This window comes from Sphingomonas sp. HMP6, assembly GCF_013374095.1.
Lineage (GTDB): Bacteria > Pseudomonadota > Alphaproteobacteria > Sphingomonadales > Sphingomonadaceae > Sphingomonas.
Genome location: NZ_AP022672.1, coordinates 2,440,690 through 2,465,542 on the forward strand (window position 1 = coordinate 2,440,690; position 24,853 = coordinate 2,465,542).

The 24,853-nt window shown below is 65.7% G+C and carries 22 protein-coding genes and 1 tRNA gene; 11 read left to right on the top strand and 12 right to left on the bottom strand.

All coding sequences use genetic code 11. The features are described from left to right. Entirely contained in the window at positions 1–261 is a 261-nt protein-coding gene (locus HMP06_RS11780; RefSeq protein WP_176497250.1) for a hypothetical protein, read from the top strand. 163 nt (positions 262–424) lie between these two features. Here HMP06_RS11780 and dinB read toward each other — a convergent pair whose 3' ends face one another. Continuing rightward, complete coding sequence (gene dinB, locus HMP06_RS11785) at positions 425–1,516, bottom strand: DNA polymerase IV (RefSeq protein WP_176498509.1); 1,092 nt, start codon at positions 1,514–1,516, stop codon at positions 425–427. A 143-nt stretch (positions 1,517–1,659) separates the two neighbouring features. On the opposite strand from dinB, the gene rsgA reads away from it, so the two are divergent. Further along, positions 1,660–2,655, top strand: a complete 996-nt coding sequence (rsgA, locus tag HMP06_RS11790; protein ID WP_176497251.1) for a ribosome small subunit-dependent GTPase A — start codon at positions 1,660–1,662, stop codon at positions 2,653–2,655. Positions 2,656–2,692: 37 nt separating this feature from the next. On the opposite strand, the gene HMP06_RS11795 is transcribed toward rsgA, so the two are convergent. From HMP06_RS11795 to HMP06_RS11825, 7 genes are all read right to left on the bottom strand, one after another. Then, positions 2,693–4,654 carry a putative bifunctional diguanylate cyclase/phosphodiesterase gene (locus HMP06_RS11795; RefSeq protein WP_176498510.1) on the bottom strand — a complete coding sequence of 654 codons (1,962 nt, stop codon included), beginning with the start codon at positions 4,652–4,654 and terminating at the stop codon, positions 2,693–2,695. Positions 4,655–4,826: 172 nt separating this feature from the next. Continuing rightward, complete coding sequence (locus HMP06_RS11800; RefSeq protein WP_176497252.1) at positions 4,827–5,504, bottom strand: response regulator transcription factor; 678 nt, start codon at positions 5,502–5,504, stop codon at positions 4,827–4,829. Further along, positions 5,501–8,143: a sensor histidine kinase gene (locus tag HMP06_RS11805; RefSeq protein WP_232089629.1), complete on the bottom strand. Its 2,643-nt coding sequence runs from the start codon at positions 8,141–8,143 to the stop codon at positions 5,501–5,503. The genes HMP06_RS11800 and HMP06_RS11805 overlap by 4 nt, the downstream gene beginning before the upstream one ends. Then, positions 8,140–8,736, bottom strand: coding sequence for a potassium-transporting ATPase subunit KdpC (kdpC, locus tag HMP06_RS11810; RefSeq protein ID WP_176497253.1), 597 nt, complete (start codon positions 8,734–8,736; stop codon positions 8,140–8,142). Before kdpC ends, HMP06_RS11805 begins: the two co-directional genes overlap by 4 nt. A 13-nt stretch (positions 8,737–8,749) precedes the next feature. After that, entirely contained in the window at positions 8,750–10,768 is a 2,019-nt protein-coding gene (gene kdpB / locus HMP06_RS11815) for a potassium-transporting ATPase subunit KdpB (protein WP_176497254.1), read from the bottom strand. A gap of 12 nt (positions 10,769–10,780) precedes the next feature. Continuing rightward, the gene (gene kdpA / locus HMP06_RS11820) at positions 10,781–12,463 is read right to left on the bottom strand and encodes a potassium-transporting ATPase subunit KdpA (protein WP_176497255.1); all 1,683 of its coding nucleotides are present in this window, start codon (positions 12,461–12,463) and stop codon (positions 10,781–10,783) included. A gap of 14 nt (positions 12,464–12,477) precedes the next feature. Beyond that, entirely contained in the window at positions 12,478–12,567 is a 90-nt protein-coding gene (locus tag HMP06_RS11825) for a potassium-transporting ATPase subunit F (protein ID WP_176497256.1), read from the bottom strand. A 303-nt stretch (positions 12,568–12,870) separates the two neighbouring features. Here HMP06_RS11825 and HMP06_RS11830 point away from each other — a divergent pair, with 303 nt between their 5' ends. Further along, on the top strand, positions 12,871–14,745 hold the full coding sequence (locus tag HMP06_RS11830; RefSeq protein ID WP_232089631.1) for a chloride channel protein: 1,875 nt from the start codon (positions 12,871–12,873) through the stop codon (positions 14,743–14,745). Positions 14,746–14,779: 34 nt separating this feature from the next. Here HMP06_RS11830 and HMP06_RS11835 read toward each other — a convergent pair whose 3' ends face one another. Continuing rightward, the gene (locus HMP06_RS11835; RefSeq protein WP_176497257.1) at positions 14,780–16,081 is read right to left on the bottom strand and encodes an SLC13 family permease; all 1,302 of its coding nucleotides are present in this window, start codon (positions 16,079–16,081) and stop codon (positions 14,780–14,782) included. Positions 16,082–16,176: 95 nt separating this feature from the next. Here HMP06_RS11835 and HMP06_RS11840 point away from each other — a divergent pair, with 95 nt between their 5' ends. The 3 genes from HMP06_RS11840 to HMP06_RS11850 all read left to right on the top strand — a co-directional run bounded on the left by HMP06_RS11840 (position 16,177) and on the right by HMP06_RS11850 (position 18,944). Next, the gene (locus tag HMP06_RS11840) at positions 16,177–17,073 is read left to right on the top strand and encodes a hypothetical protein (protein WP_176497258.1); all 897 of its coding nucleotides are present in this window, start codon (positions 16,177–16,179) and stop codon (positions 17,071–17,073) included. 76 nt (positions 17,074–17,149) lie between these two features. After that, on the top strand, positions 17,150–17,425 hold the full coding sequence (locus HMP06_RS11845; protein ID WP_176497259.1) for a hypothetical protein: 276 nt from the start codon (positions 17,150–17,152) through the stop codon (positions 17,423–17,425). Further along, positions 17,400–18,944 (top strand): acetyl-CoA hydrolase/transferase family protein, encoded by a 1,545-nt coding sequence (locus HMP06_RS11850; RefSeq protein ID WP_443026483.1) that lies wholly within the window; start codon positions 17,400–17,402, stop codon positions 18,942–18,944. Before HMP06_RS11845 ends, HMP06_RS11850 begins: the two co-directional genes overlap by 26 nt. A 330-nt stretch (positions 18,945–19,274) precedes the next feature. Here the strand turns inward: HMP06_RS11850 and HMP06_RS11855 are convergent. Then, a tRNA-Ser gene (locus tag HMP06_RS11855) sits at positions 19,275–19,367 on the bottom strand. A gap of 211 nt (positions 19,368–19,578) precedes the next feature. Here HMP06_RS11855 and HMP06_RS11860 point away from each other — a divergent pair. From HMP06_RS11860 to HMP06_RS11875, 4 genes are all read left to right on the top strand, one after another. Further along, positions 19,579–20,361, top strand: coding sequence for an EipA family protein (locus tag HMP06_RS11860; protein WP_232089633.1), 783 nt, complete (start codon positions 19,579–19,581; stop codon positions 20,359–20,361). Between the two features lie 117 nt (positions 20,362–20,478). Next, the gene (locus HMP06_RS11865) at positions 20,479–20,886 is read left to right on the top strand and encodes a DoxX family protein (RefSeq protein ID WP_176497261.1); all 408 of its coding nucleotides are present in this window, start codon (positions 20,479–20,481) and stop codon (positions 20,884–20,886) included. Then, positions 20,883–21,029 (top strand): hypothetical protein, encoded by a 147-nt coding sequence (locus HMP06_RS11870; protein WP_176497262.1) that lies wholly within the window; start codon positions 20,883–20,885, stop codon positions 21,027–21,029. The genes HMP06_RS11865 and HMP06_RS11870 overlap by 4 nt, the downstream gene beginning before the upstream one ends. Before the next feature lie 123 nt (positions 21,030–21,152). Then, entirely contained in the window at positions 21,153–21,443 is a 291-nt protein-coding gene (locus HMP06_RS11875; RefSeq protein WP_232089635.1) for a CsbD family protein, read from the top strand. 40 nt (positions 21,444–21,483) lie between these two features. On the opposite strand, the gene pyrC is transcribed toward HMP06_RS11875, so the two are convergent. Next, entirely contained in the window at positions 21,484–22,521 is a 1,038-nt protein-coding gene (gene pyrC / locus HMP06_RS11880; RefSeq protein ID WP_176497263.1) for a dihydroorotase, read from the bottom strand. Positions 22,522–22,609: 88 nt separating this feature from the next. Here pyrC and ygfZ point away from each other — a divergent pair, with 88 nt between their 5' ends. Then, on the top strand, positions 22,610–23,359 hold the full coding sequence (ygfZ, locus tag HMP06_RS11885) for a CAF17-like 4Fe-4S cluster assembly/insertion protein YgfZ (protein WP_176497264.1): 750 nt from the start codon (positions 22,610–22,612) through the stop codon (positions 23,357–23,359). 28 nt (positions 23,360–23,387) lie between these two features. Here ygfZ and HMP06_RS11890 read toward each other — a convergent pair whose 3' ends face one another. Then, positions 23,388–24,701, bottom strand: coding sequence for a UDP-glucose dehydrogenase family protein (locus HMP06_RS11890; RefSeq protein ID WP_176497265.1), 1,314 nt, complete (start codon positions 24,699–24,701; stop codon positions 23,388–23,390). Between the last annotated feature and the right edge of the window lie 152 nt (positions 24,702–24,853).

A 24,853-nucleotide genomic window follows, 5' to 3' on the forward strand; every position in this document is an offset into this window, starting at 1 on the left:
GTGGAGCTCGACGACCAGTTCCGCCGCTATTTCGGCACGAGTGACCTCGCCACGCTGACCCCGGCGGCGCTGGCCGCGGGGACCGAGCATATGCGCGTCGCATTCGGGCTGGAAAAGGATCGCAACCGCCGCTTTGCTTTGTGGACGCTGATGCACATGCTCGGCGTCGCGCCCGATCTCGACGTCGCCTTTGCCGCGCCCGAGGATCGGGACGCCGCGCGCAATTTCATGGAAATGAGCGAGCGGCTTGACGAGGACTGAGCGCACCGGGCGCCAAATTGCTTTTTGATGAGACTGCCCCAGGACCGTTCGCCCTGAGCTTGTCGAAGGGCAGCGTGCCACGCGCCCGACGCCGTTTGTGGCCGGCAGGGCTTCGACAAGCTCAGCCCGAACGGGTTGGGGGGCGACGGTAGAGCACGAAGCTCTAGCCTGATACCGCTTCGAAAAGCTGCGGCTCCTCAGCCGCCGCCGACACCGTCTCGAAGTTCGACACCGTCACTCCGACCAGCCGGATCGCCTTGTCTGCCGGCAGCACCGACCGGATCAACTCAAGGCTGACATCGCGCAGTTCGGCATAGGACGTAATCGGCGTGGGCCTGCTGCGGCTGCGGGTAATTTGCCGGAAATCGGCATATTTCACTTTCACCGTTGCGGTCCGCCCAAACGCCTGCCGCGTCTCGCACCAGCCCCAGACATCGTCGACCATCCGCAGCACGCCCGCCTCGATCTCCGCATTCTCGGTCAGATCCGCGCGGAAGGTCGTCTCCGATCCCGATGATTTGCGCACCCGGTCGGGGTTGACCGGTCGGTGATCCTGCCCCCGCGCGATCGCATGATACCAGTCCGCCGAACTGCCGAAATGGCGCTGCAGAAAATCCAGCGGCTTGGCGCGAAGGTCGCCGCCGGTCTCGATGCCGAGCCGCTTCATCTTCGCTGCCGTCACCGGGCCGACGCCGTGGAAGCGCGACACCGGCAGCGTCTCGACCCACGCCTCGCCCATGTCGGGCGTGACTGCGAACTGCCCATTGGGCTTGCGATGGTCCGACGCGAGCTTCGCCAGGAATTTGTTGTACGATATGCCCGACGAGGCCGTCAGCCCGGTCTCCGCCAGAATGCGCGCGCGGATTTCCTTGGCGGTCAGCCACGCGGTCGCGATCCCGCGCCGGTTTGCGGTCACATCCAGATACGCCTCATCAAGCGACAGCGGCTGGATGAGATCGCTATAGTCGGCGAAGATCGCGTGGATTTGCTGCGAGACGGCGCGGTACACTTCGAAACGCGGGCGTACGAACACCAGATCGGGGCAACGCCTGAGCGCAGTGACCGACGGCAGCGCGGACTTCACCCCGAAGGTGCGCGCCTCATAGCTCGCCGCCGCGACCACGCCGCGCGCGGCGCCATGCCCGACCGCGACCGGCTTGCCGCGGAGCGACGGGTCGTCGCGCTGCTCCACCGAGGCGAAGAACGCGTCCATGTCGACATGGATGACCTTCCTGACGGTGGACTCGGCAAGCATGCGCGCGGCATAGCACGTGTCGAACAGAGAGAGAACAAGGATCGCAGCCCGATCACGGGTAGGATCGCGCGATCGATCATGGTAGCGCCACATGTCCGGCCGTTCGTGCGTGTCGGCTGACAAGAAAGGCGCTGCCGCGCGCTATGCCACCGACGGATGAAACCTTGCAGGGCTTGGGCTGGGACGCCTTTTTCAGCGAGCAGCTCTCGCGCGAGGAGACGCAGCAATCCACCCCGGTCCGCGTGATGACGGTGCATCGCGGTCAAATCACCGTCGCCGGAGCTAGCGCGACCTTCTCGGTGTCGCCGTATATCCCCGGCGCTTCCCCGACGGACGACCATCCGACCGTCGGCGACTGGCTGCTGGTCGACACCGCCACGCAGCAGCCGACCCGTGTTCTCCGGAGGCGGAACCTGTTCAAACGCCGCGCGCCGGGTGACCCGCGCCGCGAGCAGATGATCGCCGCCAATATCGATACGCTCTTCATCGTCGCGTCGTGCAATCAGGATTTCAGCGTGGCGCGGCTGGAGCGCTATCTTGTGCTGGCGCGTGAAGTGAGGGTCGATCCCGTCGTCGTGCTCACCAAGATCGACCTGACCGACACGCCAGAGGATTTCGCCGCAGCCGTGCGTGCGATCGAACCGGGCCTGCGGGTCGAGACGATCAATGGGCGCGATGCCGCCAGCGCCGCAGGGCTCGCCGCCTATTGCGGCCCGGGGAAGACCGTCGCGCTGCTCGGCTCCTCGGGCGTCGGCAAATCGACGCTGGTCAACACGCTGCGCGGTTCGGACAGCATCGCAACCCAGTCGATCCGCGAAAGCGACGATACCGGGCGCCACACCACGACGGCGAGGATGATGCACCGGCTAAGCGGCGGGGGCTGGCTGCTCGACACACCGGGGATGCGCGAGCTCCAGTTGGCCGAGGCGAGCGCCGGCATAGCCGAGGTCTTCGACGATCTGGTCCTGATTGCCCAGCGCTGCCGCTTCTCGAACTGCGCGCATGGCAGCGAACCCGGCTGCGCCGTGCGCGAAGCGATTGCCGAGGGCACGCTGACGGCCGAGCGCTTCGATCGCTGGCGCCAATTGGCCGCAGAGGACAACCCCGCCCCCACCTATCGCACCAAGCGCCGACGCTGACGCGCTCAGCGCGGCTCACGTTCGATGTTCGCGCCGTTCAGCGCGGCGTCGCGGTCAGCGGAAAGCGCATGTCGTGGTCAAAAAGCACCGATGCGGCGGGACGGCCGAAATAATAGCCCTGAAACAAATCCACCCCCATCGCCGACAGGAGCGCGGCCTGCTCCGCCGTTTCGACACCTTCGGCAACGACCGAAATCCCGAGCCGCCGGGCGATCAGCACGGTGCTTTCGACGACCGCGCCGCCATTGCCGCCAAGCGTGGACATGAACGATTTGTCGATTTTCACTGCGGTGACCGGAAAACTCAACAGGCGCGACAGCGAGGAATATCCGGTTCCGAAATCGTCGATCAGCAAGGACACGCCGATCGCCCGCAAGCTTTCGATCGAGGCGCGGGTCGCGTCGATATGGTCGTCGGCGAAGACGGATTCGGTCACCTCAAGCTCAAGCCGCCCCGCAGGCAAGCCGGTCTGAACGAGGATCTGCGCGACGCGCAGCGCGAAATCGCTCTCGCGCAACTGCTTGACCGAGACGTTGATCGCCACGCTCGGCGCATGATGTGGCGTCGTCCACGCGACTGCAGCGGCGCAACCGCGCCGCAGGACGAGATCGCCGAGCGCAATGATCCGGTCGGTTTCCTCTGCAATCGGGATGAATTCGTCCGGCCCGATCGTCCCGAGCAGCGGATGGGTCCAGCGCGCCAGCGCTTCATAGCCATGGATTGCGCCGGTGCGCCAATTGAAGATCGGCTGATAATGCAGCACCAGTTGCTCGACCTGGATCGCATTGGACAGCGCGCGCGACACTTCGAAGCGGCGCTTCTGGGTGGCGGCATAGGATTCGCGAAAGGTCAGAACCTTGCCGCGCCCCTGGCGCTTTACCTCCGCAACGGCGAGATCGGCCGCCAGGATCAGCGCTTCGTGCGTGCGTGCATCTGCCGGAAACATCGCCAGCCCGGCCGAGAGGCCGATCGACAGGGTTTGCCCGTCGATCCGGAACGGCCGGGCCACCGCCTTGATCAGGGCGTTGCCAATCCGCTCGGCGTGGTGATGCACATCCTCGCCATGCCCCAGCACGAGGACGAATTCATCCCCGCCCCAGCGCGCGAGCATGGCATTGGCGGGGATCAGTCGGGCGATCCGCTCGGACACGGCCTTGAGGATGCGATCGCCGACATCATGGCCCATCGCATCATTGATTTGCTTGAAGCGGTCGAGATCGAGAAACAGGGCCGCAGCGTCGCGACCCTTATCGGCATCGAGATGGCTTTGCATCCAGGTCAGCAGCCGCCGTCGGTTCGGCAGGCCGGTAAGGCTGTCGGAATTGGCGGCATCGGCCAACGCCTTCGTGCGCTCCTCGATCCGGTGTTCTAGGTCGGTATTGAGCGTCTGCAGATCGCGCACCAGTTCGACATTCTCGGTCCTGAGCACGACACTGCACCGGATCGCGGTGTGGTTGCGGCCATGCACCAGCAGCATCACGAACAGGAACACCAGGCCAAGAAGCCGCATCACCCACCCCTGATGATCGGAGTCGAACAGCAGGATCGATGCCGGGGCGAGCATCACGACGATATATATCCGACCCTCGCGCAGCACCGTCGCCATGATGCCGGATCCACCCGCCGCCAACGCCGAGACGACGATCGCGAGCATATATTGGCTGGGCAGATGGGTGCGGCTGACCAGCAGCGACAGCGACGCCCACAAGGCGGCGGACAGATACAGCCCGACCGCAAACTCCTGGCGCCAGCGCGCCAATTGACGCGGCGTGCCCGCCATGATGACCGCGCGCGACAGACGGATGCTGAAGCCATAGCGATAGGCCCCCATGATCGTGCCGACGGCGAACCACCCGACCACCCAGTGCGCGCCGCTCGACCATAAGATGAACGAAACGCCAGCGCACGCGACGAAGCTCATGCCCACCATCGCCTTCAGGTTTTCGCAGGTGATCGCGAAGAGTTCCCGCTCGACGCTGTCAGCCTTGTCGGCGTGCATCACGCACTGTTCCCTGTCTTTCGGCCGACGACCCGATTGCCCCGACCCGACCGAGCCGCCGGTCGCATCAAGGCGGCGATGTCGGATTAAAGATCGCCGCTTTTTCCGTTATAGCGGACTGCCGGGTCGTTGCGGGTTCGATAGGCACTTTTTGCAATCTGACGGGCCGGGTTTACGCGACCAACCGATACCCAACCCCCGGCTCGTTGCGGAACATGCTCGGCGTGGCCGGGTCCGCTTCCAATTTCAGCCGCAGCCCGCGCATCGCGACGCGGAGATATTCGACGTCGTCGACATGCGCATCACCCCACACCGCGCGGAGTAAGGCGGCGTGCGTGACGACGCGATCGGGGTGGCGCGCGAGTTCGGCAAGGACGGCATATTCCTTCCGCGTTAGCCGCACCTCGTCACCGCCGCGCATCACGCGCCGCGCGGCAAGGTCCACCGTGATGTCGCCGATGACCAGCGCCGCAGTCCCACTGCTCGGCGCGTTGCGGTGGCGCAGCGCCGCGCGGATGCGCGCGAGCAATTCTTCGGTATCGAACGGCTTCACGACATAATCGTCGGCACCGAGATCGAGCGCGGCGACCTTCTCCCCGGTCGCATCGCGCGCGGTCAGTACGATGACGGCGCGGTCCATCGCCTTGATCAAGCCAACCAGTTCGAGCCCGTCGCGATCGGGCAGGCCGAGGTCGAGCAAGACGAGCTCGCACCCCTCGCGGTGCGCCGCGCGCAGCGCATCGGCCGCGGTCTCCGCCTCGCTCACCGAATAGCCAGCGCGCTCCGCCGCACCCCGCACCAGCCGCCGTATCGCCGGCTCGTCATCGACGATCAGGATTTGCCCAGTCATTCGCCCCCCCGCCGGATACTTGCCTCGGGCCAGATCACTGCGAACGCCGCTCCGCCCTGCTCGCGGTTCGACGCCGCGACGTCCAGCCCCATCGCATCGGCAAAGCCCTTCACGATCGCAAGACCAAGCCCGGTGCCGCCGTTCCGGTCGTCCCCGTCGACACGCGTGAAGCGATCGAACAGCAGGGTCTCGCGCCCGACCGGCAGGCCCGGCCCTTGATCGAGCACCGACAGCACGACCCGATCGGGCAAGCGCCGCGCCTGAATGACGATTTCGCTGCCGGGTCCGGCGAACTTTGCGGCATTGCCGAGCAGATTGATCAGGATGTGATGCAACATCCGCGGGTCGGCTTCGACCAGCGGCAGGCTGGGCGGCACGTCGAGGACGAGCGGGTGTCCGACCAGTTCGGCGCGCAAATCCTGCGCCGCCGCGGCGACCGCATCGGTCAAGTCGGTCGCCTCGCGCTTCACGACCAAGGCGCCAGCTTCGATCCGCGTCATTTCAACCAGATCGTCGAACACCCGCCGCAACCGCCGCGCCTCGCTCTTGAGCATAGCGGTGGTGCCGCTTTCGCCATGCTCGGCGGCGAGCGCGTCGGCGGCGGCGACGACGGCGGTTAGCGGGGTCTTCAGATCATGCCCGATCGAGGACAGCAGGGTCGCGCGCAAATCATCACGCTGCTTGAGCGCACCGACCTCGCGCGCATTCGCTTCCAGCTTCAACCGCTCGTTGGCGAGCGCCGCTTGCCCGAGCAGCGTCGTAAACAGGATGCGCTTGTCGGCGGGCACCGGATCCTCACCGCCCGGGGCGGCGACGCCGAGCACGCCGAGGATGCCGAGCGCGGTTTCGAGCGGGTGGAATTGCCAGTCGCTCGAGGTCAGCGTGCCGCTGTCGCGCCCCGACACTTCGCCGCGATCGAACGACCATTCGGCTGCTGCCATGTCGATTGCCCCGAGCAAGGGCGCGGGCGGGCTCGCGCCGATCAGCGCGATGCTCCCGCCTTCCCGCGCGAACAACACGGTCGACACCTTCAGCAACTGCGCGATCTCCTCGCACACCGCCGCCGCGGTCCCGGTTTCGTCGGAGACCGAGGCGAGCCGTTGCCCAAAGGCCGCCAGTGCAGCGTTTTCGCTCGCGGTGCGCGCGCCGATCGTCGCCTCGCGCTTCAGCCGACCGGTCAACTGGCTGGCCACAACCGCGACGATGACGAGCACGAGCAACGTGACGACATTCTGCGGATCGCTGATCGTGAAGGTGTAGATCGGCGGCAAAAAGAAGAAATTATACGCCAGCGCGGCCGCGACGCTCGCCACCAGCGACGATCTGAGCCCGAACAACGTCGCGGTCGCGATGACGGGCAGCAGATACAGCAGGTCGATCGCGTTCGACCCGATCAGCGGATGGAGCGCCACCGCACCGGCCGTCGTCGCCGCGACCATCGCCAGCCCGGCAGCGATGCCGCGTGTCGCACTCGACCGCCGCACCGCGCCTTCGCCGCCAGGCGCCGGGCCCAGGCCGATCGGAACGACGTGCACCGCGACATTGTCCAGCCCGCGCACGAGCTGATCGACCACCGACCCGTGGCGCAGCTCGAACCACCAGCTGCGCCGCGATTTACCGATCACCACCGCCGTGGCGCGCGTCTCCAGCACATGCGCGCGCAGCCCGTCGATGACCGAGCGCGCGGGAACGGTCGCGAGCCCCGCGCCGAGGCTTGCCGCGAGCTTGAGCGCGCTCGCCATGCGGTTGCGCGCGGCATCACCAAGGGTCGCAGTGCGGGGCGTCTCGACGCTCACCGCCGTCCACGGCGCGTGCATCGCATCGGCGAAGCGCTTGGCGGCGCGGATCAGCGCGTCGCCGCCTGGCTGATCTCCCACAGCGACGACGATTCGTTCACCGACCGCCCAATTTCCCGTGTCGCCAATCAGATCGACATGGTCGAGCAAGGACCGATCGACGGCTTGCGCGGCGCGGCGCAGCGCCAGTTCGCGCAGCGCGGAGAGGTTCGATTTCGAAAAGAAATGCCCCAGCGCCCGCGTCGCTTCGTGCGGGACATAGACCTTGCCCGCCTTCAGGCGCTCGATCAGCTCGTCCGGCGGCAGATCGATCACTTCGATCTCGGCATCGTCGAGGATCGCGTCGGGCACCGTCTCGCGCACGCGCACCCGGGTGAAGCCGGCGACGACGTCGTTGAGGCTCTCGATATGCTGGATGTTGAGCGTGGTCAGCACGTCGATGCCGGCGTCGCGCAGCTCCTCGACGTCCTGCCAGCGCTTCGGGTGGCGGCTGCCGGGGGCGTTGGTGTGCGCCAGTTCGTCGATCAAGGCGACCGCCGGCGCCCGGACGAGCATCGCATCGATATCGAATTCATCGAGCCGGTGCGCGCCATGTTCGATCGCGCGGCGCGGCACGACTTCGAACGGTTCGACCAGCGCCTCGGTCTCGGCCCGGCCATGTGTCTCGACAATCCCCGCCACCACGTCACGCCCCTGGCGCAACAGCTCGGCGCCCTCGCGCAGCATCTCGAAAGTCTTGCCGACCCCGGGCGCCGCGCCGAGGAAGATTTTCAGCCGCCCGCGCGCCTCCCGACGGGCGGCCTTCAGCAAGGCATTTGGCGAGGGGCGCGTGGGATCGGTCACGGAACCGGGTTAGTCGAAATCCGATCGAGCTGTCGATTAAGCAACAGCACGTTGACGTGGGGCTCGCCGATGATGCCGAGCAACGGCCAGGCGATCGACCGCTCGACCAGCGCGCGTACCCTCGCTTCGGGGATGCCGCGTGCCGTGGCGACGCGGGGAATTTGCCAGAAAGCCGCCTCGGGGCTCAGATCGGGATCGAGCCCCGAGGCGCTAGTTGTGACCAGGTCAGGCGGGATTGTTAAACCCCCGGTCATGCCTTGAGCGCGCGCATCGGCCACACGGCCCGCGATGGCGTCGTGCAAATTCTTCGAACCCGCCGCAAGATTGGTCGCGCCCGATGCGCTGGCGTCATACCCCTTCCCCGCCGCCGACGGGCGCGGGTGGAAATAGCGCGGCGCGGCAAAGCCTTGCGCGATCAGCGCGGACCCGATCACGGTACCGCGATCGACGATCAGGCTGCCATTCGCCTGGGCGGGCAGCGCGACCTGCGCGACGCCGGTAATGAGCGCGGGATAGGCGAGGCCTGTGACGCCCGCGAGCAGCAGCAGAAGAGAGGCGGCGGGGCGCAGCGCGGTGCGGATTTCGGTCAACATGGGTGTGACTTTCTCAGGCGAGATGAAGAGCGGTGACGGCCAGATCGATGAGCTTGATCCCGATGAACGGCGCGATCAGCCCGCCGACGCCGTAGATCGCGAGGTTCCGCGCGAGCAGATCGCCCGCCGGTGCGGGCCGGTACTTCACGCCCTTCAGCGCAAGCGGGACGATCGCGGGGATGATCAACGCGTTGAAGATGATCGCCGACAGGATCGCGCTTTCCGGGCGGCCAAGCCGCATCACGTTGAGCCCGGCAAGGCCCGGATAGAGCACGACGAAGATCGCAGGCAGGATCGCGAAATATTTCGCCACGTCGTTCGAAATCGAGAAGGTCGTCAGCGCGCCGCGGGTCATCAGCAATTGCTTACCCAAGCCCACGATCTCGATCAGCTTGGTCGGATCGCTGTCGAGATCGACCATGTTGCCCGCCTCGCGCGCGGCTTGGGTGCCGGTGTTCATCGCCACGCCGACGTCGGACTGCGCCAGAGCCGGGGCATCGTTGGTGCCGTCGCCGCACATCGCGACGAGCTTGCCGCCTTCCTGTTCCTTACGGATCAGGGCCAACTTGTCCTCGGGCGTCGCCTCGGCGAGGAAATCATCGACTCCACTTTCCGCGGCGATGCTCGCGGCGGTCAGCGGGTTGTCGCCGGTGATCATCACCGTGCGGATCCCCATCCGGCGCAGTTCGCCGAAGCGTTCGCGAATGCCCGCCTTGACGATATCCTTGAGCTGGACGACGCCGAGCAGACGGTTGCCATCGGCGACCGCGAGCGGGGTGGCGCCGCTCCGCGCGATCTCATCCGCGATCTTGCGCAGCGCATCGGCATTCGGCGCATCGGGCAGGCGCTTCAGGATCGCGTCGACCGCCCCCTTTACCAAGGCGCGGTCCCCGATCTGGAGGCCAGAGACGCGCGTCTGCGACGTGAACTTGATCTCCTCGGCCCCGGCCGGAGCCGCCTCGCCCGCGCCTGCGAGCACGACGATCGAGCGGCCTTCGGGTGTCTCGTCCGACAGGCTGGCGAGGCGCGCGGCGGCGGTCAGCTCGGCCAGCGAAACGCCGGGCACGGGCAGGAACGCCGTCGCCTGACGATCGCCGATCGTGATCGTGATCGTGCCGGTCTTGTCGAGCAGCAGCGTGTCGATATCGCCTGCGGCCTCGACCGCACGACCCGATTTCGCGAGCACGTTGAAGCGCACCAGCCGGTCCATCCCTGCGATCCCGATCGCCGACAGCAACGCCGAGATCGTCGTCGGGATGAGCGTGACGAACAACGCGACCAGCACCGGGATGGCAAGGCTCCCCCCGGCATAGGCAGCAAACGCCGGCAGCGTGCCGACCGCGATCAGAAAGATCAGCGTCAACCCGGCAAGCAGGATCGTCAGCGCAACCTCATTGGGCGTCTTCTGGCGGCTCGCCCCCTCGACCAGCGCGATCATCCGGTCCAGAAACCCCTGCCCCTGTGCCGCGGTCACGCGCACCGTGATTTTATCCGAAATGACGCGCGTGCCTGCGGTAACCGCCGACCGGTCGCCACCGCCCTCGCGGATCACCGGCGCGCTTTCGCCCGTGATGGCGGCTTCGTTGACGCTCGCGACACCGGCAATCACTTCGCCGTCAGCCGGGATCAGGTCGCCGGTTTCGACCAGCACTTCGTCGCCGATCTGGAGCCGCGTCGCATCGACCATTTCCCAGGCGTCGGCCACGCCGATCAACTTCTTGGCGCGCAGATCGGCCTTGGTCGAACGGAGCGACGCGGCCTGAGCCTTGCCGCGTCCTTCCGCCATCGCCTCGGCGAAATTGCCGAACAGGACGGTCAGCCACAGCCAGAAGACGAGCTGCGCCTGAAAGGCGATGCCGCTCGATCCCGTCGCGATGCCCTTGATGAGCAACACCGTCGACAGCGCCGCGACGATGCCGGTCACGAACATCACCGGGTTGCGGATCAGCGTGCGCGGATCGAGCTTGACGAGGGCGTCGCGCGCGGCGGTCGCGATCAGCGGGCCGGTGAAGAGCGAAGTCTGGTTTGCCATGTCGATAAGCCTTTAGAGAAGCGTGCCGGCGGCGACTTGCGCCTGATCGGCGATCGGTCCGAGCACGAGGGCCGGCAGGAAGGTGAGCCCACCGACGATGAGGATGACCGCGGCCAGCAGCCCGATCCACAGCCCGCCCGTGGTCGGGAAGGAACCCGCACCCGCCGGGATGACGCGCTTGGCCGCCAGCCCGCCGGCAATGCCGAGCACGGGCAGGATCACTCCGAAACGCCCGACGAACATCCCGAGTGCAAGCAGCAGATTGTAGAAGGGCGTGTTCCCGGAGAGGCCGCCGAACGCCGAGCCATTGTTCGCCGCTGCGCTGGAGAAGGCGTAGAGGATCTCGCTAAAGCCATGCGGCCCCTTGGCGAGCGGTCCGGCCAATCCGGCGGGAAGCACGCTGGCGATCGCGGCGAGGCCCAGGATCATCAGCGGCGGGATGAAGATCGCGATGACGCTCAGCTTCATCTCGCGCGCCTCGATCTTCTTGCCGACATATTCGGGGGTGCGGCCGACCATCAGCCCGGCGATGAACACCGCGAGGATCGCGTAGATCAGCACCGCATACAGCCCCGACCCGACCCCGCCGATGACCAGTTCGCCCAATTGCATGTTGAACAGCGGCACCAACCCGCCAAGCGGCGTGAAGCTGTCATGCGCGGCGATGACGGCACCGGTCGAGGTCGCGGTGGTAACGGTCGCGAACAATGCCGACGCAGCCACGCCGAAGCGCACTTCCTTGCCCTCCATATTGCCGCCCGCGACACCAAGCGCATGGTGCACCGGGTTGCCGGCCGCTTCCGCGCCGTACGCCACCGCGATGCCACCGGCGAACAGCAGCAGCATCGCTGCCAGGATCGCCCAGCCCTGCCGGACATTACCGACCGCCTTGCCAAAGGTGATCGTCAGCCCCGCGCCGAGCACGAACATGCTGAGCAACTGCACGAGATTGCTAATCGCCGAAGGGTTTTCGAACGGATGGGCCGAGTTGGCGTTGAAGAAGCCGCCACCATTGGTGCCAAGCATCTTGATCGCGAGCTGAGACGCCACTGGCCCGAGTGCGATGACCTGTTTGGCGCCCTCGACCGTCGTCGCGCCGACCGATGCCGCGAACGTCTGGGGCACCCCGAGCGCGACGTAGATGAGCGCAAGCACGATGCTCGCGGGCAGCAGCAGGTATAGCGTGACGCGGGTGACATCGACCCAGAAATTGCCGATGCCGCTGGCCTGCCGCCGCGCAAAGCCGCGGATCAGCGCGAACGCCACCGCAAGGCCTGTCGCCGCCGACAGGAAATTCTGCACCGTCAGGCCGACCATTTGCGACAGATGCGACAGCGTGCTTTCGCCGCCGTAATTCTGCCAATTGGTGTTGGTGACGAAACTGACCGCGGTGTTGAAGGCGAGCAGATTTTCGACCGCGGGGAAGCCTTGCGGGTTGAGCGGCAAGACGCCCTGCAGCTTCAGCACCGCGAACAGGAACGCGATGCCGAGCAGGTTGAATGTCATCAGCGAAACCGCGTAGCCGACCCAGCTTTGTTCGGCCTTTGGATCGGCGCCGATCAGCTTGAACAGCACGCGCTCACCCGGCAGGCTGTCGCGCGCGTACAACGCATGCATCCAATTGCCCGCCGGCTTGGCGAGCGCCACCACGATGGCGGTGAAGAGCACGATCAAGCTCCATCCAGCGAAGGTCATCGCCGCGCTCCCGCTCAATACCGCTCGGGCCGTGCGAGCACGGCGAGCAGGTAAATAAGGATGATGGCGAGCGTGATCGCGCCGAGGATGAGATCTGTGGACATAAGGCCGCCTTTGATGGTCAGGCGGACTGGCTATCGCGGAAGCGCGTTAAGCCGCGCGAGGCATTGTCGGGCGCAGGCGTAACGGGAGCGTAAAACATATCGGAACGCGGTCCTGCGGTGCGCGCAGAAACATTCGGGCCGAGCCGAAAACAGGCAGAGCAACCTTGCCCGCCGCCGTCCGGGAATGCTGGTAGGAGCGTTCCCGATCGGCTAGGGCTGCGCGCGTTTCGCGGTGGAAATCTTCCGCGAGCCGGATCCGCAACGCATTCAGGTCACGATACGAACCGGGCTGCATATGGGGCAATGGATGACGATTCCGATGGTGTTCGACGGTGCCTGTCTGGTGGCGACGCCGCCACGGCGTGCCGCAGGGCACCGGGTGTCAGCGTCTGTTTCATGACGCCCGCGCGGCCCGCTGCCTCCGTACTTGCTCGCTCAGGTGCACGCGCCCGCGTCGCGGCGCGCGATTTCCGCGGCTGGCTGCGCGCAAGCGAAGCGTCGTTCATCGTGCTGGCGATCGCCGTCGGCGCGGGCGCGGGGCTCCTCAGCGTTGTGCTGGGCGCGCTTGCGCGCACGCTGCAGCATCTGCTGTTCGCGCTTCCCGCCGATACACGGTTGAGCGCCATCGGTCAGTTGAGCCTGGCCAGTCTCGCGGTTTTGCCGCTCGGCGGCGCGGTGCTCGCGCTGTTCAGTTTCGCAACGCGCGCACGCAAGCGCCGCCTCATCGACGCCGTCGAGGCGAATGCGCTGCATGGAGGGCGGATGTCGCTGCCCGACAGCCTGGTCATCTCTGGCCAGACGATTTTGTCGAATGGCTTCGGCGCTTCGGTCGGGCTCGAAGCGGCCTATGCCCAAATGGGGGGTGCGGCTGCGTCGGTTCTCGGGGGCTGGCTGAAGCTACGACGCGCGGACCAGCGAACCCTGGTCGGTGCCGGGGCGGGTGCCGCAATCGCGGCAGCATTCGGAGCACCGCTCGCCGGTGCATTCTACGCCTTTGAGATCGTCATCGGCACCTATTCGCCGGCGGCAATCGCCCCGGTCGCGGCAGCCGCACTCGCTGGTGCGCTGGTCGCCCAACTCTTTGGCGTTCAGCCATATCTGATCGATGTCGCATCCAACACGCTCGTCGAGACGCATCATTATCTGATTTACGGTGGGTTGGGTGCGATCTGCGCATTGCTCGGCATCGCGCTGATGCGCGCCGTGGCCTTGGTCGAGCGCGGGTCGCGCCAACGCTGGCTACCTGATTGGGCGCGCCCCATCGTCGGCGGTCTGCTGCTGATTCCGGTCGCGATCGTTTCGCCCCAAGTGCTGTCCGCTGGCCACGGTGCGCTCCATGCCGATCTGGCGGTTGGCGCGTCGATCGGCTTCATTGTGCTCGTGCTGTGCGCCAAGAGTGCCGCGTCTATTATCTCGCTCGGTTTCGGGTTTCGCGGGGGGCTGTTCTTTGCGTCGCTGTTTCTCGGCACGCTGATCGGCCACTTATTCGCCGATAGTCTGGCGCTGGTGGCGGGTCATGTCGTGATCGATCCGCGCAACGCTGCACTGGTCGGCATGGCAGCCTTCGCGGTTGCCGTTGTCGGTGGCCCGATGACCATGGCGATGCTGGTATTGCAGGCGACGCATGATTTTTCCCTGACCGGAGCAGTCATAGCCGCATCGCTGGTCGCATCGGCGATCGTGCGCGAACTGTTCGGCTATTCCTTCTCGACTTGGCGTCTGCATTTGCGCGGCGAGACGATCAAGAGTGCGCGCGATGTCGGATGGGTCAAGACGCTCACCGCCGGACGGATGATGCGCAAGGAAACGCGCGCGACGCCAGCAGCGATTTCCATTGCGGAGTTTCGACGCGCCTTCCCGCTCGGATCGACCAGCCGGGTCGTGCTGACCGATGCGCAAGATGCCTATGCCGGAATCGTGGTGGTGCCGACCGCGTATGCAGAGGGGCTTGAACCGGAGGCGAGCGTCGCGACGCTGGCGACAGGTCACGCGCTGGTCCTCACGCCGGATATGGATATCGCGGCAGTGATGGCGAGTTTCGACGAAGCGCGCACCGACGAACTTGCGGTGCTTTCCAGCGATCGCTGCGTCCTTGGCATCGTGTCGGAAAGTTATGTCCGGCGACGCTATGCCGAGGAACTGGAGAAAGCGCAGCGCGAACTTTTCGGCGAACGCTGATCCGCCTGCGCGGCCAGGCGCCGCCGACAGATGGTCAGAACGGAAAGAATGTCTGGGTCGCGGCGATCGCAACGGCCGCCGTAATCAAATTGAGCGGCAGGCCGACCCGCAGGAAATCGGTATAGCGATACCGGCCGAGCTGATAGACGATGACGTTGGTCTGGTAACCGAACGGCGTCGCGAACGATGCGCTGCCCGCGATCATGACCACGACGAGAAAGGGGCGCGGGCTTACGCCGAGGCTTTCTGCCAGTGCCACGGCCACCGGCGTGACCAGCACCGCCACGGTCGCGTTCGAGAGCAGTTCGGTCAGCACCATCGTCAGCCCATAGAGCACGATGAGCGCGGTCAGCGGGCTCACCCTCTTCAGCGAGGCGATCAGCGTCGTGGTGGCAGCACTCGCCAGCCCGCTCTGCGCCATCGCGATACCGAGCACGACCATGCCAGCGATGAGGATCAGGATCTGCGGGCGCAATCCGCCATATGCCTGGTCGGCCGAGATGACGCGCAGCAGGATCAGCAGCACCGCGCCCGCAAACGCCGTTGCCGCGATCGGTGCGACATTGAAGGCCGCTAGCAGGATCGCGCCCACGAACGTCGCCAGCGCGATGCCGGCCTTTATCGGCTGTAGCGGACGGCGTTCGGCGAAGACTTCGGCGTCGCCAATCTGTCCTCCCGCGGCCACGATCGGCGCATCCGGCAAGCTATCGTCGGGATCGAGCATCCGCGTGCCCATCAGCTTCCCGCTGAACAGCAGCAGATACAGCCCCCCCGCCAGCGCGACCGGAACGCCCACGGGCGTGATCTCGAAGATGCCGAAGCGGCTCTGCCCCGCGATCCGCGCCATGTCGTCGACCAGCAGGTTGGTCGAGGTGCCGAGCAGCGTGCAGCATCCGCCAAGGATGGTGATGTAGGACAGCGGCATCAGGAAGCGTTTCGCCGACAAGTGCAGACTCGCGGCGACATCCTTGACGACGGGGGCGGTCAAGACGACGATCGGCGTGCTGTTCAACACGCTCGACAGAAGCCCCGCGACCCCCAGCAGCAGCCACACGCCGGTCGCCCCGAGCCTTTGGCACATCGCGACCGCAGCCTCGATCGCACGATCGAGCAGCCCGGACAATTCGAGCGCATAGGAAATGACGAACAGCGAAGCGAGCGCGATGATGGCGGGACTGGCGAACGCGCCCTGGACGTCGACGGGACGGACCACGCCGGTCATCAACAGCACGGCGGCACCGGCCAGCGCAACCACGTCGGCGCGAACCTTGTCCCAGATCAGCGCGGCCACGACGAGTGCCAGGACCGACAGGGTGATGAGTTGATCGATCGTCATGCGTCCCTCATCGTCGGTTTGCTTCCGACGCTGCTCATCCTCACCTTTAGCGCTTGCGCTATGGAGCATTGCGCGAATTTTGCTATCGTCTTCAGATGCATGAGCCGTCGCCCCGCACCAGTCGCCTCGCCTTCGCCGGCGCGGTCGCGGCCGTTGTCCTGCTCGGCGGGGGCGGATTTCTGCTCGGGCGGAGCACCGTGCCGGAGGCTCCGCCAACGGTCGTAATACCGTCGCCTGCGCCTGCGGCACCGCCTGAAGCAGCCGCGAAGCCGGTCGTGCGGGTGCTCGCGCGGGGCGACGTAATCGGGATCGCCAATGCGGCTGCGGACGCTGCCTCGGCGGGGCAACCTATGCCCCTAAGTGTCACCGCGGCCGATGCGCAGCGTTTCGAAATTTATCTGCCGTTCGGCTGCGACGGCCCAGTATCGGGCGACAGTATCGAGCCGTTCCGATGGCGCTACGACAGCGAGACGGCCTCGCTGCGCATCTCCGTCGCGCCGGTCGCCTTCGATCCGGAGGAATGGCTTCACGCGCAATCGTCGGAAGGCAGCGGGGGGGAGCCGACCGCGGCGAGCGAGGCCATTGAGGGCTTCTGGGTCACCCGCCCGTGGTCGTCGCAGGAGACTTGCGCACGCGAGGCCGATCCGAGCGCGCAGCGCGGCACCGATCCGGTGACGCTGCCCGGCCAGACGCTGGGGCTCGCGCAAGTCTTTACCGATGAGGATTCGCGAAGCGCGCGGCGGGGCGGCAAGCCCTATGAAAGCGTGACCAGATTGAAGCAGGACGATCTCAGGATCGACCAGGGCCTGCGCGTTCGGCTTCGCGGGCGCATCACCCGGTTTCCCGAAGGGGCGACGGTGCGTTGCCGACAGCCGGCGGGCAAGGAGCAGCGTCCGGTCTGTCTGGTCGCCGTGACCTTTGACGATGTGGCGATCGACAATCCCGCGACCAAGGATGTCATCGCGACCTGGGCAGCGCCGAGCCGCGGCTAGGGCAATGACCGCCACAACGCCGCTTGCCGTTCGGCGGCGTCGGTGAAGGGAGAGGGCGGCACAGAGGATCGGCACCGTGAAGCGCGCTTTCGTCAGCCCGAAGGCGGCCACCGCCACACGCGATGATCCAACCGCGTTGATCACCGGCATCCCCGTCGACGCTATTCGTCTCGGCACGATATGGAGGCCGCCGCCTATACCGAAAAAACCTGATGGAATTTCTCTGCGAGCATTTCGGCGCGAAATAGCCCAGGCGGTGTGCATTCGAATCGCGACGCCCGCGACGACCATCGCCGCGCGGGGATGGTGCGCTGCTAAACAGTCGAATGCCGCCTCAAAACAAGGAGTTTGACGTGAACGGAAACCGCATTGCCGATAGCAGGTTCGCAAATCGGATCATGGATGCGGATGCGGCGGCCAGCCTGATTTCCAACGGCATGACGATCGGCATGAGCGGGTTCACCGGATCGGGCTATCCCAAGGCGGTGCCGCTCGCATTGGCACAGCGGATCGAAGCGGCACACGCTGCCGGCGATCCGTTTCGCTGCCGCGTCTGGACGGGCGCGTCGACCGGCCCCGAATTGGATGGCGCGCTGGCCAAGGCGGACGGAATCGAGTTCCGCTTGCCCTATAATTCCGATCCGATCGCGCGAGAGAAGATCAATCGCGGCGAGATGGAATATTTCGACATGCACCTTAGCCAGGTCGCGCCGATGGCGTGGCAGGGCTTTCTCGGGCCGCTCGACGTGGCGGTCATCGAAGTTTCGGGCATTCGCGCCGACGGATCGCTGATCCCATCGTCCTCGGTGGGCAACAACAAGACCTGGCTCGATCGCGCTGAAGGCGTGATCCTTGAGGTCAATCGCTGGCAGAACCCTGCGCTCGAGGGGATGCACGACATCTATTATGGCACCGCATTGCCGCCCCACCGTATTCCGATACCTCTCGTGCGGGCGGACGACCGCATCGGCGAGGCTTATTTTCGGTGCGATCCCGACAAGATCATCGCGATTGTGGAAACCGACGCACCCGATCGCAACCTGCCCTTTGCGGCGCCGGATGCGGCGGCGCACGCCATTGCCGGGCATCTGATCGAATTTTTCCGCCATGAGGTCGCCAGGGGAAGGCTGCCCGCGTCGCTGCTGCCGCTACAATCGGGGGTCGGCAATATCGCCAATGCGGTGCTGACCGGGCTGGTGACAGGTCCGTTCGAGGACATGACATCCTATACCGAGGTGATCCAGGACGGGATGCTGGACTTGCTCGATTCGGGCAGGTTACGCATGGCTTCGGCCACCGCCTTTTCGCTCAGTCCCGACGCGGCGATGCGACTGAATGCCGATATGGGGCGCTATCGCGACAAGATGATCCTGCGACCGCAGGAAATCAGCAATCACCCAGAATTGATCCGGCGGCTTGGCTGCCTGGCGATGAACGGCCTGATCGAGGCGGACATCTATGGCAACGTCAATTCGACCCACATCATGGGATCGCGGATCCAGAATGGCATCGGCGGTTCGGGCGATTTTGCGCGCAACGCCTATATTTCCATCTTCATGACGCCTTCGACCGCTAAGGGCGGCAAGATTTCCGCGATCGTGCCACAGGCGAGCCACGTCGATCATATCAGCCAGGACGTCCAGATATTGATCACCGAGCAGGGACTGGCCGATCTTCGCGGCCTCAGCCCAAAACAGCGGGCCGCCGTCATCATCGAGAAGTGTGCGCATCCCGACTATCGGCCCGCGCTGGCCGATTATTACCGCCGGGCGCGTGACGGTTCCTATGGCCAGCAATCCCCCTCCTTACCCGGCGAAGCGCTGTCCTGGCATCAGCGCTTCATCGACACGGGCTCGATGATGCCAGGCTGACATATCGAACAATCCTGCTGGCGCCAGCGGTGCTTGCGGCGACACTCATGACGGACGGTCGTGGCCGGGTGCGGCCACAAACCAAGGAGCTAGAGGATCCTGGCGAACATGGCGGCTGAACCGCGCGCCGACGATGCTGCCGAACGCTCGGCGCTCGGCGCGCGCCGCCATCTCGATTGGAGCGGTCCGCGCCAACGCAGCGAGGAAGGCGGCTGATGCGGGTCAACGCCTCTATTGCGCCGACCGACGTCTCGCCTTGTGCGAGCAGCGTGGCGATCCGGCGGAGGCGGCATCGTGGCCCAGCGGGCGCATCACTGATTTCAAGGATATTGGCGGAGACGGAGGGATTCGAACCCTCGGTGGGAGTAAACCCCCCACGGCGGTTTAGCAAACCGCTGGTTTCAGCCACTCACCCACGTCTCCGGATCACAGCGAAGTGGCGCTATAGCCGCGCCGGCGTCCGTGATCAACCATGCATCACACGGGCGCTCGGCGCGAAATCGACTCGCTTGGTCGCGCCGATGCCGCGCCGTTCATTGTCGGGACAGGCTCCACGGCGCTACGCTCCGTCTTTGAATTTCCGGGGGAGACGGTGATGCGGCGGATAGCGATTGGATATGGGCGAGCGAGCCTCATGTTCGCCCTCGCGGTCGTAACGGCCAGCGCGCCGCTTGCCGCGCAGCAAGTGCGCACGATCGATCCCACTCAAACGATCGATGCGGATTTACGAGCGCGTGGATCGACCAGCGCACCGCAGACCAGCTATCCGGCAGCGCCCGCCGCGACACCGACCGACCCAGACGCCCGGCGCTACCCCGACGCCCCGCAATCGAATGCGCCGGTGCCGACCGGCCCTGCACAAGCGCCCCCAATGGGCGAGCAAAGCGCACAAACAGTCGCCCGCGATGGGGCAGGTGCCGAATCGGCCGCGAGCCAGACCTTTCAGCAACAGGAATTGCTGAGTGCTGCCGAGGGCACGTTCGGCAAGGGTGCGGCGGGGCTTGCCGGCATTCTCGAACGCACGCTCAAGGAACAGGGCCGCCCCAATGCCTATATCGCTGGACGCGAAGCATCGGGCGCGGTTGTCGTCGGCCTTCGCTATGGCAAGGGGACGATGTTTCACAAGGTCGAGGGTCAGCAGCCCGTCTACTGGACTGGGCCCTCGGTTGGGTTCGATCTTGGCGGCGATGCCAACAAGGTCTTCGTCTTGGTCTACAATTTATACGATTCGGAGGAACTCTATCACCGCTTCCCGGCGGCGGAGGGTCGGCTGTACGTCATTGGCGGGTTTACCGCATCCTATCTGCGGCGCGGGAACATCGTGGTGATCCCGATCCGGCTCGGCGTCGGCTGGCGGCAGGGCGTCAATGTCGGCTATATGAAGTTCAGCCACAAATCGAAGTGGTTCCCGTTTTAAGGCGCAGCGCGGCAGGCGGCGACGCCGACTGACTCGCGCAAGCCCGGCCGACGGGGCTTGCCCCGGTCGACGACGCGGGCTTTGCCCGCGTCCCCGTAAGCGCCTAAGCTCGCCCCTATGCCGCTCACCCGCCAAATCCTCCGTGTCCTGCTCGCCGTCGCTTATCTCGTCGCGGGCGTGCTCCACATCCTCAACCCCGCCCCGTTCCTCGGCATCACCCCCCCTTGGGTGCCTTACGCCGCGCAGGTGATCCTGTTCACCGGCCTGTGCGAAGTGGCAGGCGCCATCGGCCTGTTCGTGCCGCGCCTGCGCTGGTGGGCGGGGGTGCTGCTGGCGGCGTATGCGGTGTGCGTCTATCCGGCCAACGTGAAGCACGCGGTCGATTACGTCACGCATGGCACTGGCGGATTGAGCCTGTGGTACCATATCCCGCGTCTGGCATTTCAACCCGTGATCGTGTGGTGGGCGTTGTTCGCCGGTGCGGTCATCGACTGGCCGTTCAAGCCCCGGAGTGCGCGCGCATGAGCATCGACGATACGATCATCGACACCCCCGACGGCCCGATGACCTATGCCCAGTGGAAGAAGAAACACCCGGTGCAGATCCCCTCGCGCCGCACCAAGGGCAAGGATTTGCCAGTCAAGGTGAAGCGCTTCACCGAAAAATAGCGTCTCCCCATCTCGCAACATCCCCACCTGCAGTCGCGCATGGCACTATCGCGCGCGTCATCCGTTTGCGCGTCTGACCTTGCCCGTCGATCCTCGGCGGGCCGGACGGAACGAAGGGACAGCATGATGAACTCGACGGGTTTCAAGGGCGATGCGCAGAACGTTGGTGGCAGCCTCAAGCAAGCCGCGGGCGACGCGCTCGGTGACCGCAGCTTGCAGCGCGACGGCATCGCCGATCAAATGACCGGCGGGGTCAACAAGGTGATCGGCGCTGCGCAGGATGCGATTGCGGCCGGCCCCGGTCCGATCCTCGATCAGGCGCGCAGCTTTGCGCGTGAGAAGCCCTGGGCGACCGCGGCGCTGGTCGGCACGCTGGGCCTGGCGCTCTACAACACGCTGCGCGGCCGGAAATAAGGATGCGGGGGCGGCCGTGCGGTCGCCCCCACGATCCGGCCTAATCGACCAACCGCCATCCGATCGTCTCGCCGCCATGAAACGGCACCAGCGCCAGCGCGCCCTCGCCGATCCGATCGGGCACGCGCTGTCCGGCGCGCTCAAGCGTCACCGTCTCGGTATTGAGCGGCAGGCCATAAAATCGTGGACCATGTTCGGAGGCGAACCCCGCGAACTTGTCGAGCGCGCTTTCCTCATCGAACACCGCCGCATAGCTTTCGATCGCGTACGGCGCGTTGAAAATCCCCGCACAGCCGCACGCCGCCTCCTTGCGATCGATCTCATGCGGCGCACTATCGGTGCCCAGGAAAAACGCCGGCGATCCCGACACCGCCGCCGCGCGCACCGCCAGCCTGTGCCGCTCGCGCTTCACCACGGGCAGGCAATACGCATGCGGCCGCAATCCCCCGTCGAACAACGCATTGCGGTTGAGGTGGAGGTGCTGCGGCGTGATCGTCGCGGCGACCATCGGCCCGCTCGCGGTCACGAAATCGACCGCTTCGGCGGTGGTGATATGTTCGAACACGATCTTCAGCGCCGGAAAATCGCGCACCAGCGGGGCGAGCGTACGTTCGACGAACACCGCCTCGCGGTCGAAAATGTCGATCTCACGGTCGGTCACTTCGCCGTGGATCAACAGCGGCATGCCGATTCGCTGCAGCGTTTCGAGCACCGTGCGCAGCGCGCGGATGTCGGTAACGCCGTGGCTCGAATTGGTCGTCGCGTGCGCCGGATACAGCTTGCACGCCGCCCACACGCCCTGTGCGAAACCACGCTCAATTTCCTGTGGATCGGCAGCGTCGGTCAGATAGCACGTCATCAACGGCGTAAAATCCATCCCCTCGGGCACCGCCGCCAGGATCCGCGCGCGATACGCTTCGGCATCGGCGATCCGCGTGATGGGGGGCGCGAGGTTGGGCATTACGATCGCGCGCGCGAACTGCCGCGCGGTATGCGGCACGACCGCGTGCAGCATCGCGCCGTCGCGCAAATGCACATGCCAGTCATCGGGGCGGCGGATCGTGAGGCGTTCGGTCATACCCTTGCCTAGCGCGCGTCCACGCGAATCGCCAGCCGCACACCGTAGCGCCATTGCGGGTGCCCCGCGCCACGCCTAGCTATGACCCATGGCCGCAACCACCCTTGTCGATCGCGCAGTCCTCCGCCTCTCGGGGGATGACCCCCGCGGTTTCCTGCAGGGCCTTGTCACGCAGGACACCGCCAGCGTCTCCCAGGGCGCGCCGCAATATGGCGGCCTGCTCACCCCGCAAGGCAAGGCGCTGTTCGATTTCATCCTGTGGGCTGACCCGGATGACCCAAGCGCGATCCTGATCGATTGCGAAGCCGGCGCTGCCGACGCCCTCGCCCGTCGCCTGACACTCTACCGCCTGCGCCGCGCGATCACGATCGAGCGCACCGACATCGCCGTCCACTGGTCGCCGAACGGGGGTGAGGGCGTTTCCGACCCCCGCCTTTCCGACCCCCGCCTTTCCGAACTCGGCTATCGCTGGCTCGGCGCGCCCGGCGAACCCGTCGGCGGCTGGCACGCGCACCGTTTGGCGCTGGGCGTTACCGAGGGTGTTGCCGAACTCGGCAGCGACCAGACGCTATGGCTCGAAACCAACGCGCGCGAACTGCACGGCGTCAGCTTCACCAAAGGCTGTTACGTCGGCCAGGAAAACACCGCCCGGATGCACCACCGCGCCAAGGTCAACCGCCGTCTGATCGTAGCCCCGCTCGGCGACCCCGGCGAGCGCACGCGCGCCACCTATCCGGAGCTCGGCCTGATGGTAGAATTACGCCGCGTCGAGGCGCTGGGGGATGCGCTGGTGCCGGGGTGGCTGGTCGGGGCGCTGGCCCAAAGCGCCGAGTCCTGATCCCCTTCCCCAAAGGAAGGGACTGGCTTCACCGCCCGATCGATGAATACGCAAACCCCGCCTTTTCCGCGTCGCTCGGCGGATAGACGTTGCGCAGATCGACCATCACCGGTGCGGCCATCGTGCCCGCCAGCCGCTTGAGGTCGAGCGCACGGTAGATATCCCATTCGGTTACGATCACGACCGCGTCGGCCCCCGCCGCCGCTTCATACGCATCGCGGCAATAGGCGATCTCGGGCATCATGCCCTTGGCGATCTCCATCCCTTCCGGATCGTGCGCGCGCACGCTGACTCCGGCGTCGAGCAGGCTCTGCACGATCGCGAGGCTCGGCGCGTCACGCATGTCGTCGGTATTGGGTTTGAAGGTCAGGCCAAGCACCGCCACGGTCTTGCCCCGCGCCCCGCTAACGCCGTCGCCGCCGAGCGCGGTGATGACCTTGCGCCCCATTGCGCGCTTGCGCGTGTCGTTGACTTGCACCACCGCCTCGACGATCCGAACCGGCGTTTCATAATCCTCGGCGGTCTTGAGCAGGGCGAGCGTATCCTTGGGGAAGCACGACCCGCCATAGCCAGGGCCTGCGTGCAGGAACTTCGAACCGATCCGGTTATCGAGCCCAATCCCGCGCGACACATCCTGCACGTTCGCGCCGACCGCTTCGCACAGATCGGCAATTTCGTTGATGAAGGTAATCTTGGTCGCCAGAAAAGCATTGGCGGCATATTTGATCAGTTCGGACGTGCGCCGTCCGGTGAACAGGATCGGGCTTTCGTTGAGATAGAGCGGACGGTACACATCGCGCATCACTTGCTGCGCGCGCGCATCTTCAGTGCCGATCACGATTCGGTCGGGGCGCTTGAAGTCGCCGATCGCGGCACCCTCGCGCAGGAATTCCGGGTTGGAAACGACCGCGATTGGAAAATCGCCAGCCTGCTCCTTCAGGATTTCTTCGACCTTGTCGCCAGTACCGACCGGGACGGTCGATTTGGTCACGATGACCACGGGGCCGTCGATCGCCTCGGCAATTTCGCGCGTCGCGGCGAAAACATAGCTCAGGTCGGCATGGCCATCTCCGCGGCGCGACGGCGTGCCGACCGCGATGAATACCGCATCGGCCCCGGCCACTGCTGCCTTTAGGTCGGTGGTGAATTTCAACCGTCCCGCCGCTACGTTGGTCGCGACCAGCGTGTCCAGGCCCGGCTCGAAGATCGGCATCCTGCCCGCTTCAAGCGCGGCGATCTTGCTCGCGTCCTTGTCGACGCAAATCACGTCATGACCGAAATCCGAAAAGCATGCCCCAGAGACCAGGCCGACATAGCCCGAGCCGATCATCGTAATCCGCATGATGCTCCCTTTATTCCGCCACAGGCGACCCACCGTCGTTTTTGGTCGTTCGCCACAATATCGCCGTTCGCTCTAACCGATCACTTGGCAAATGCCAGCCCTGTGTGCGGCGCAACACGATCCAGTCGAGGACGTGCATGCGATATCGCGCT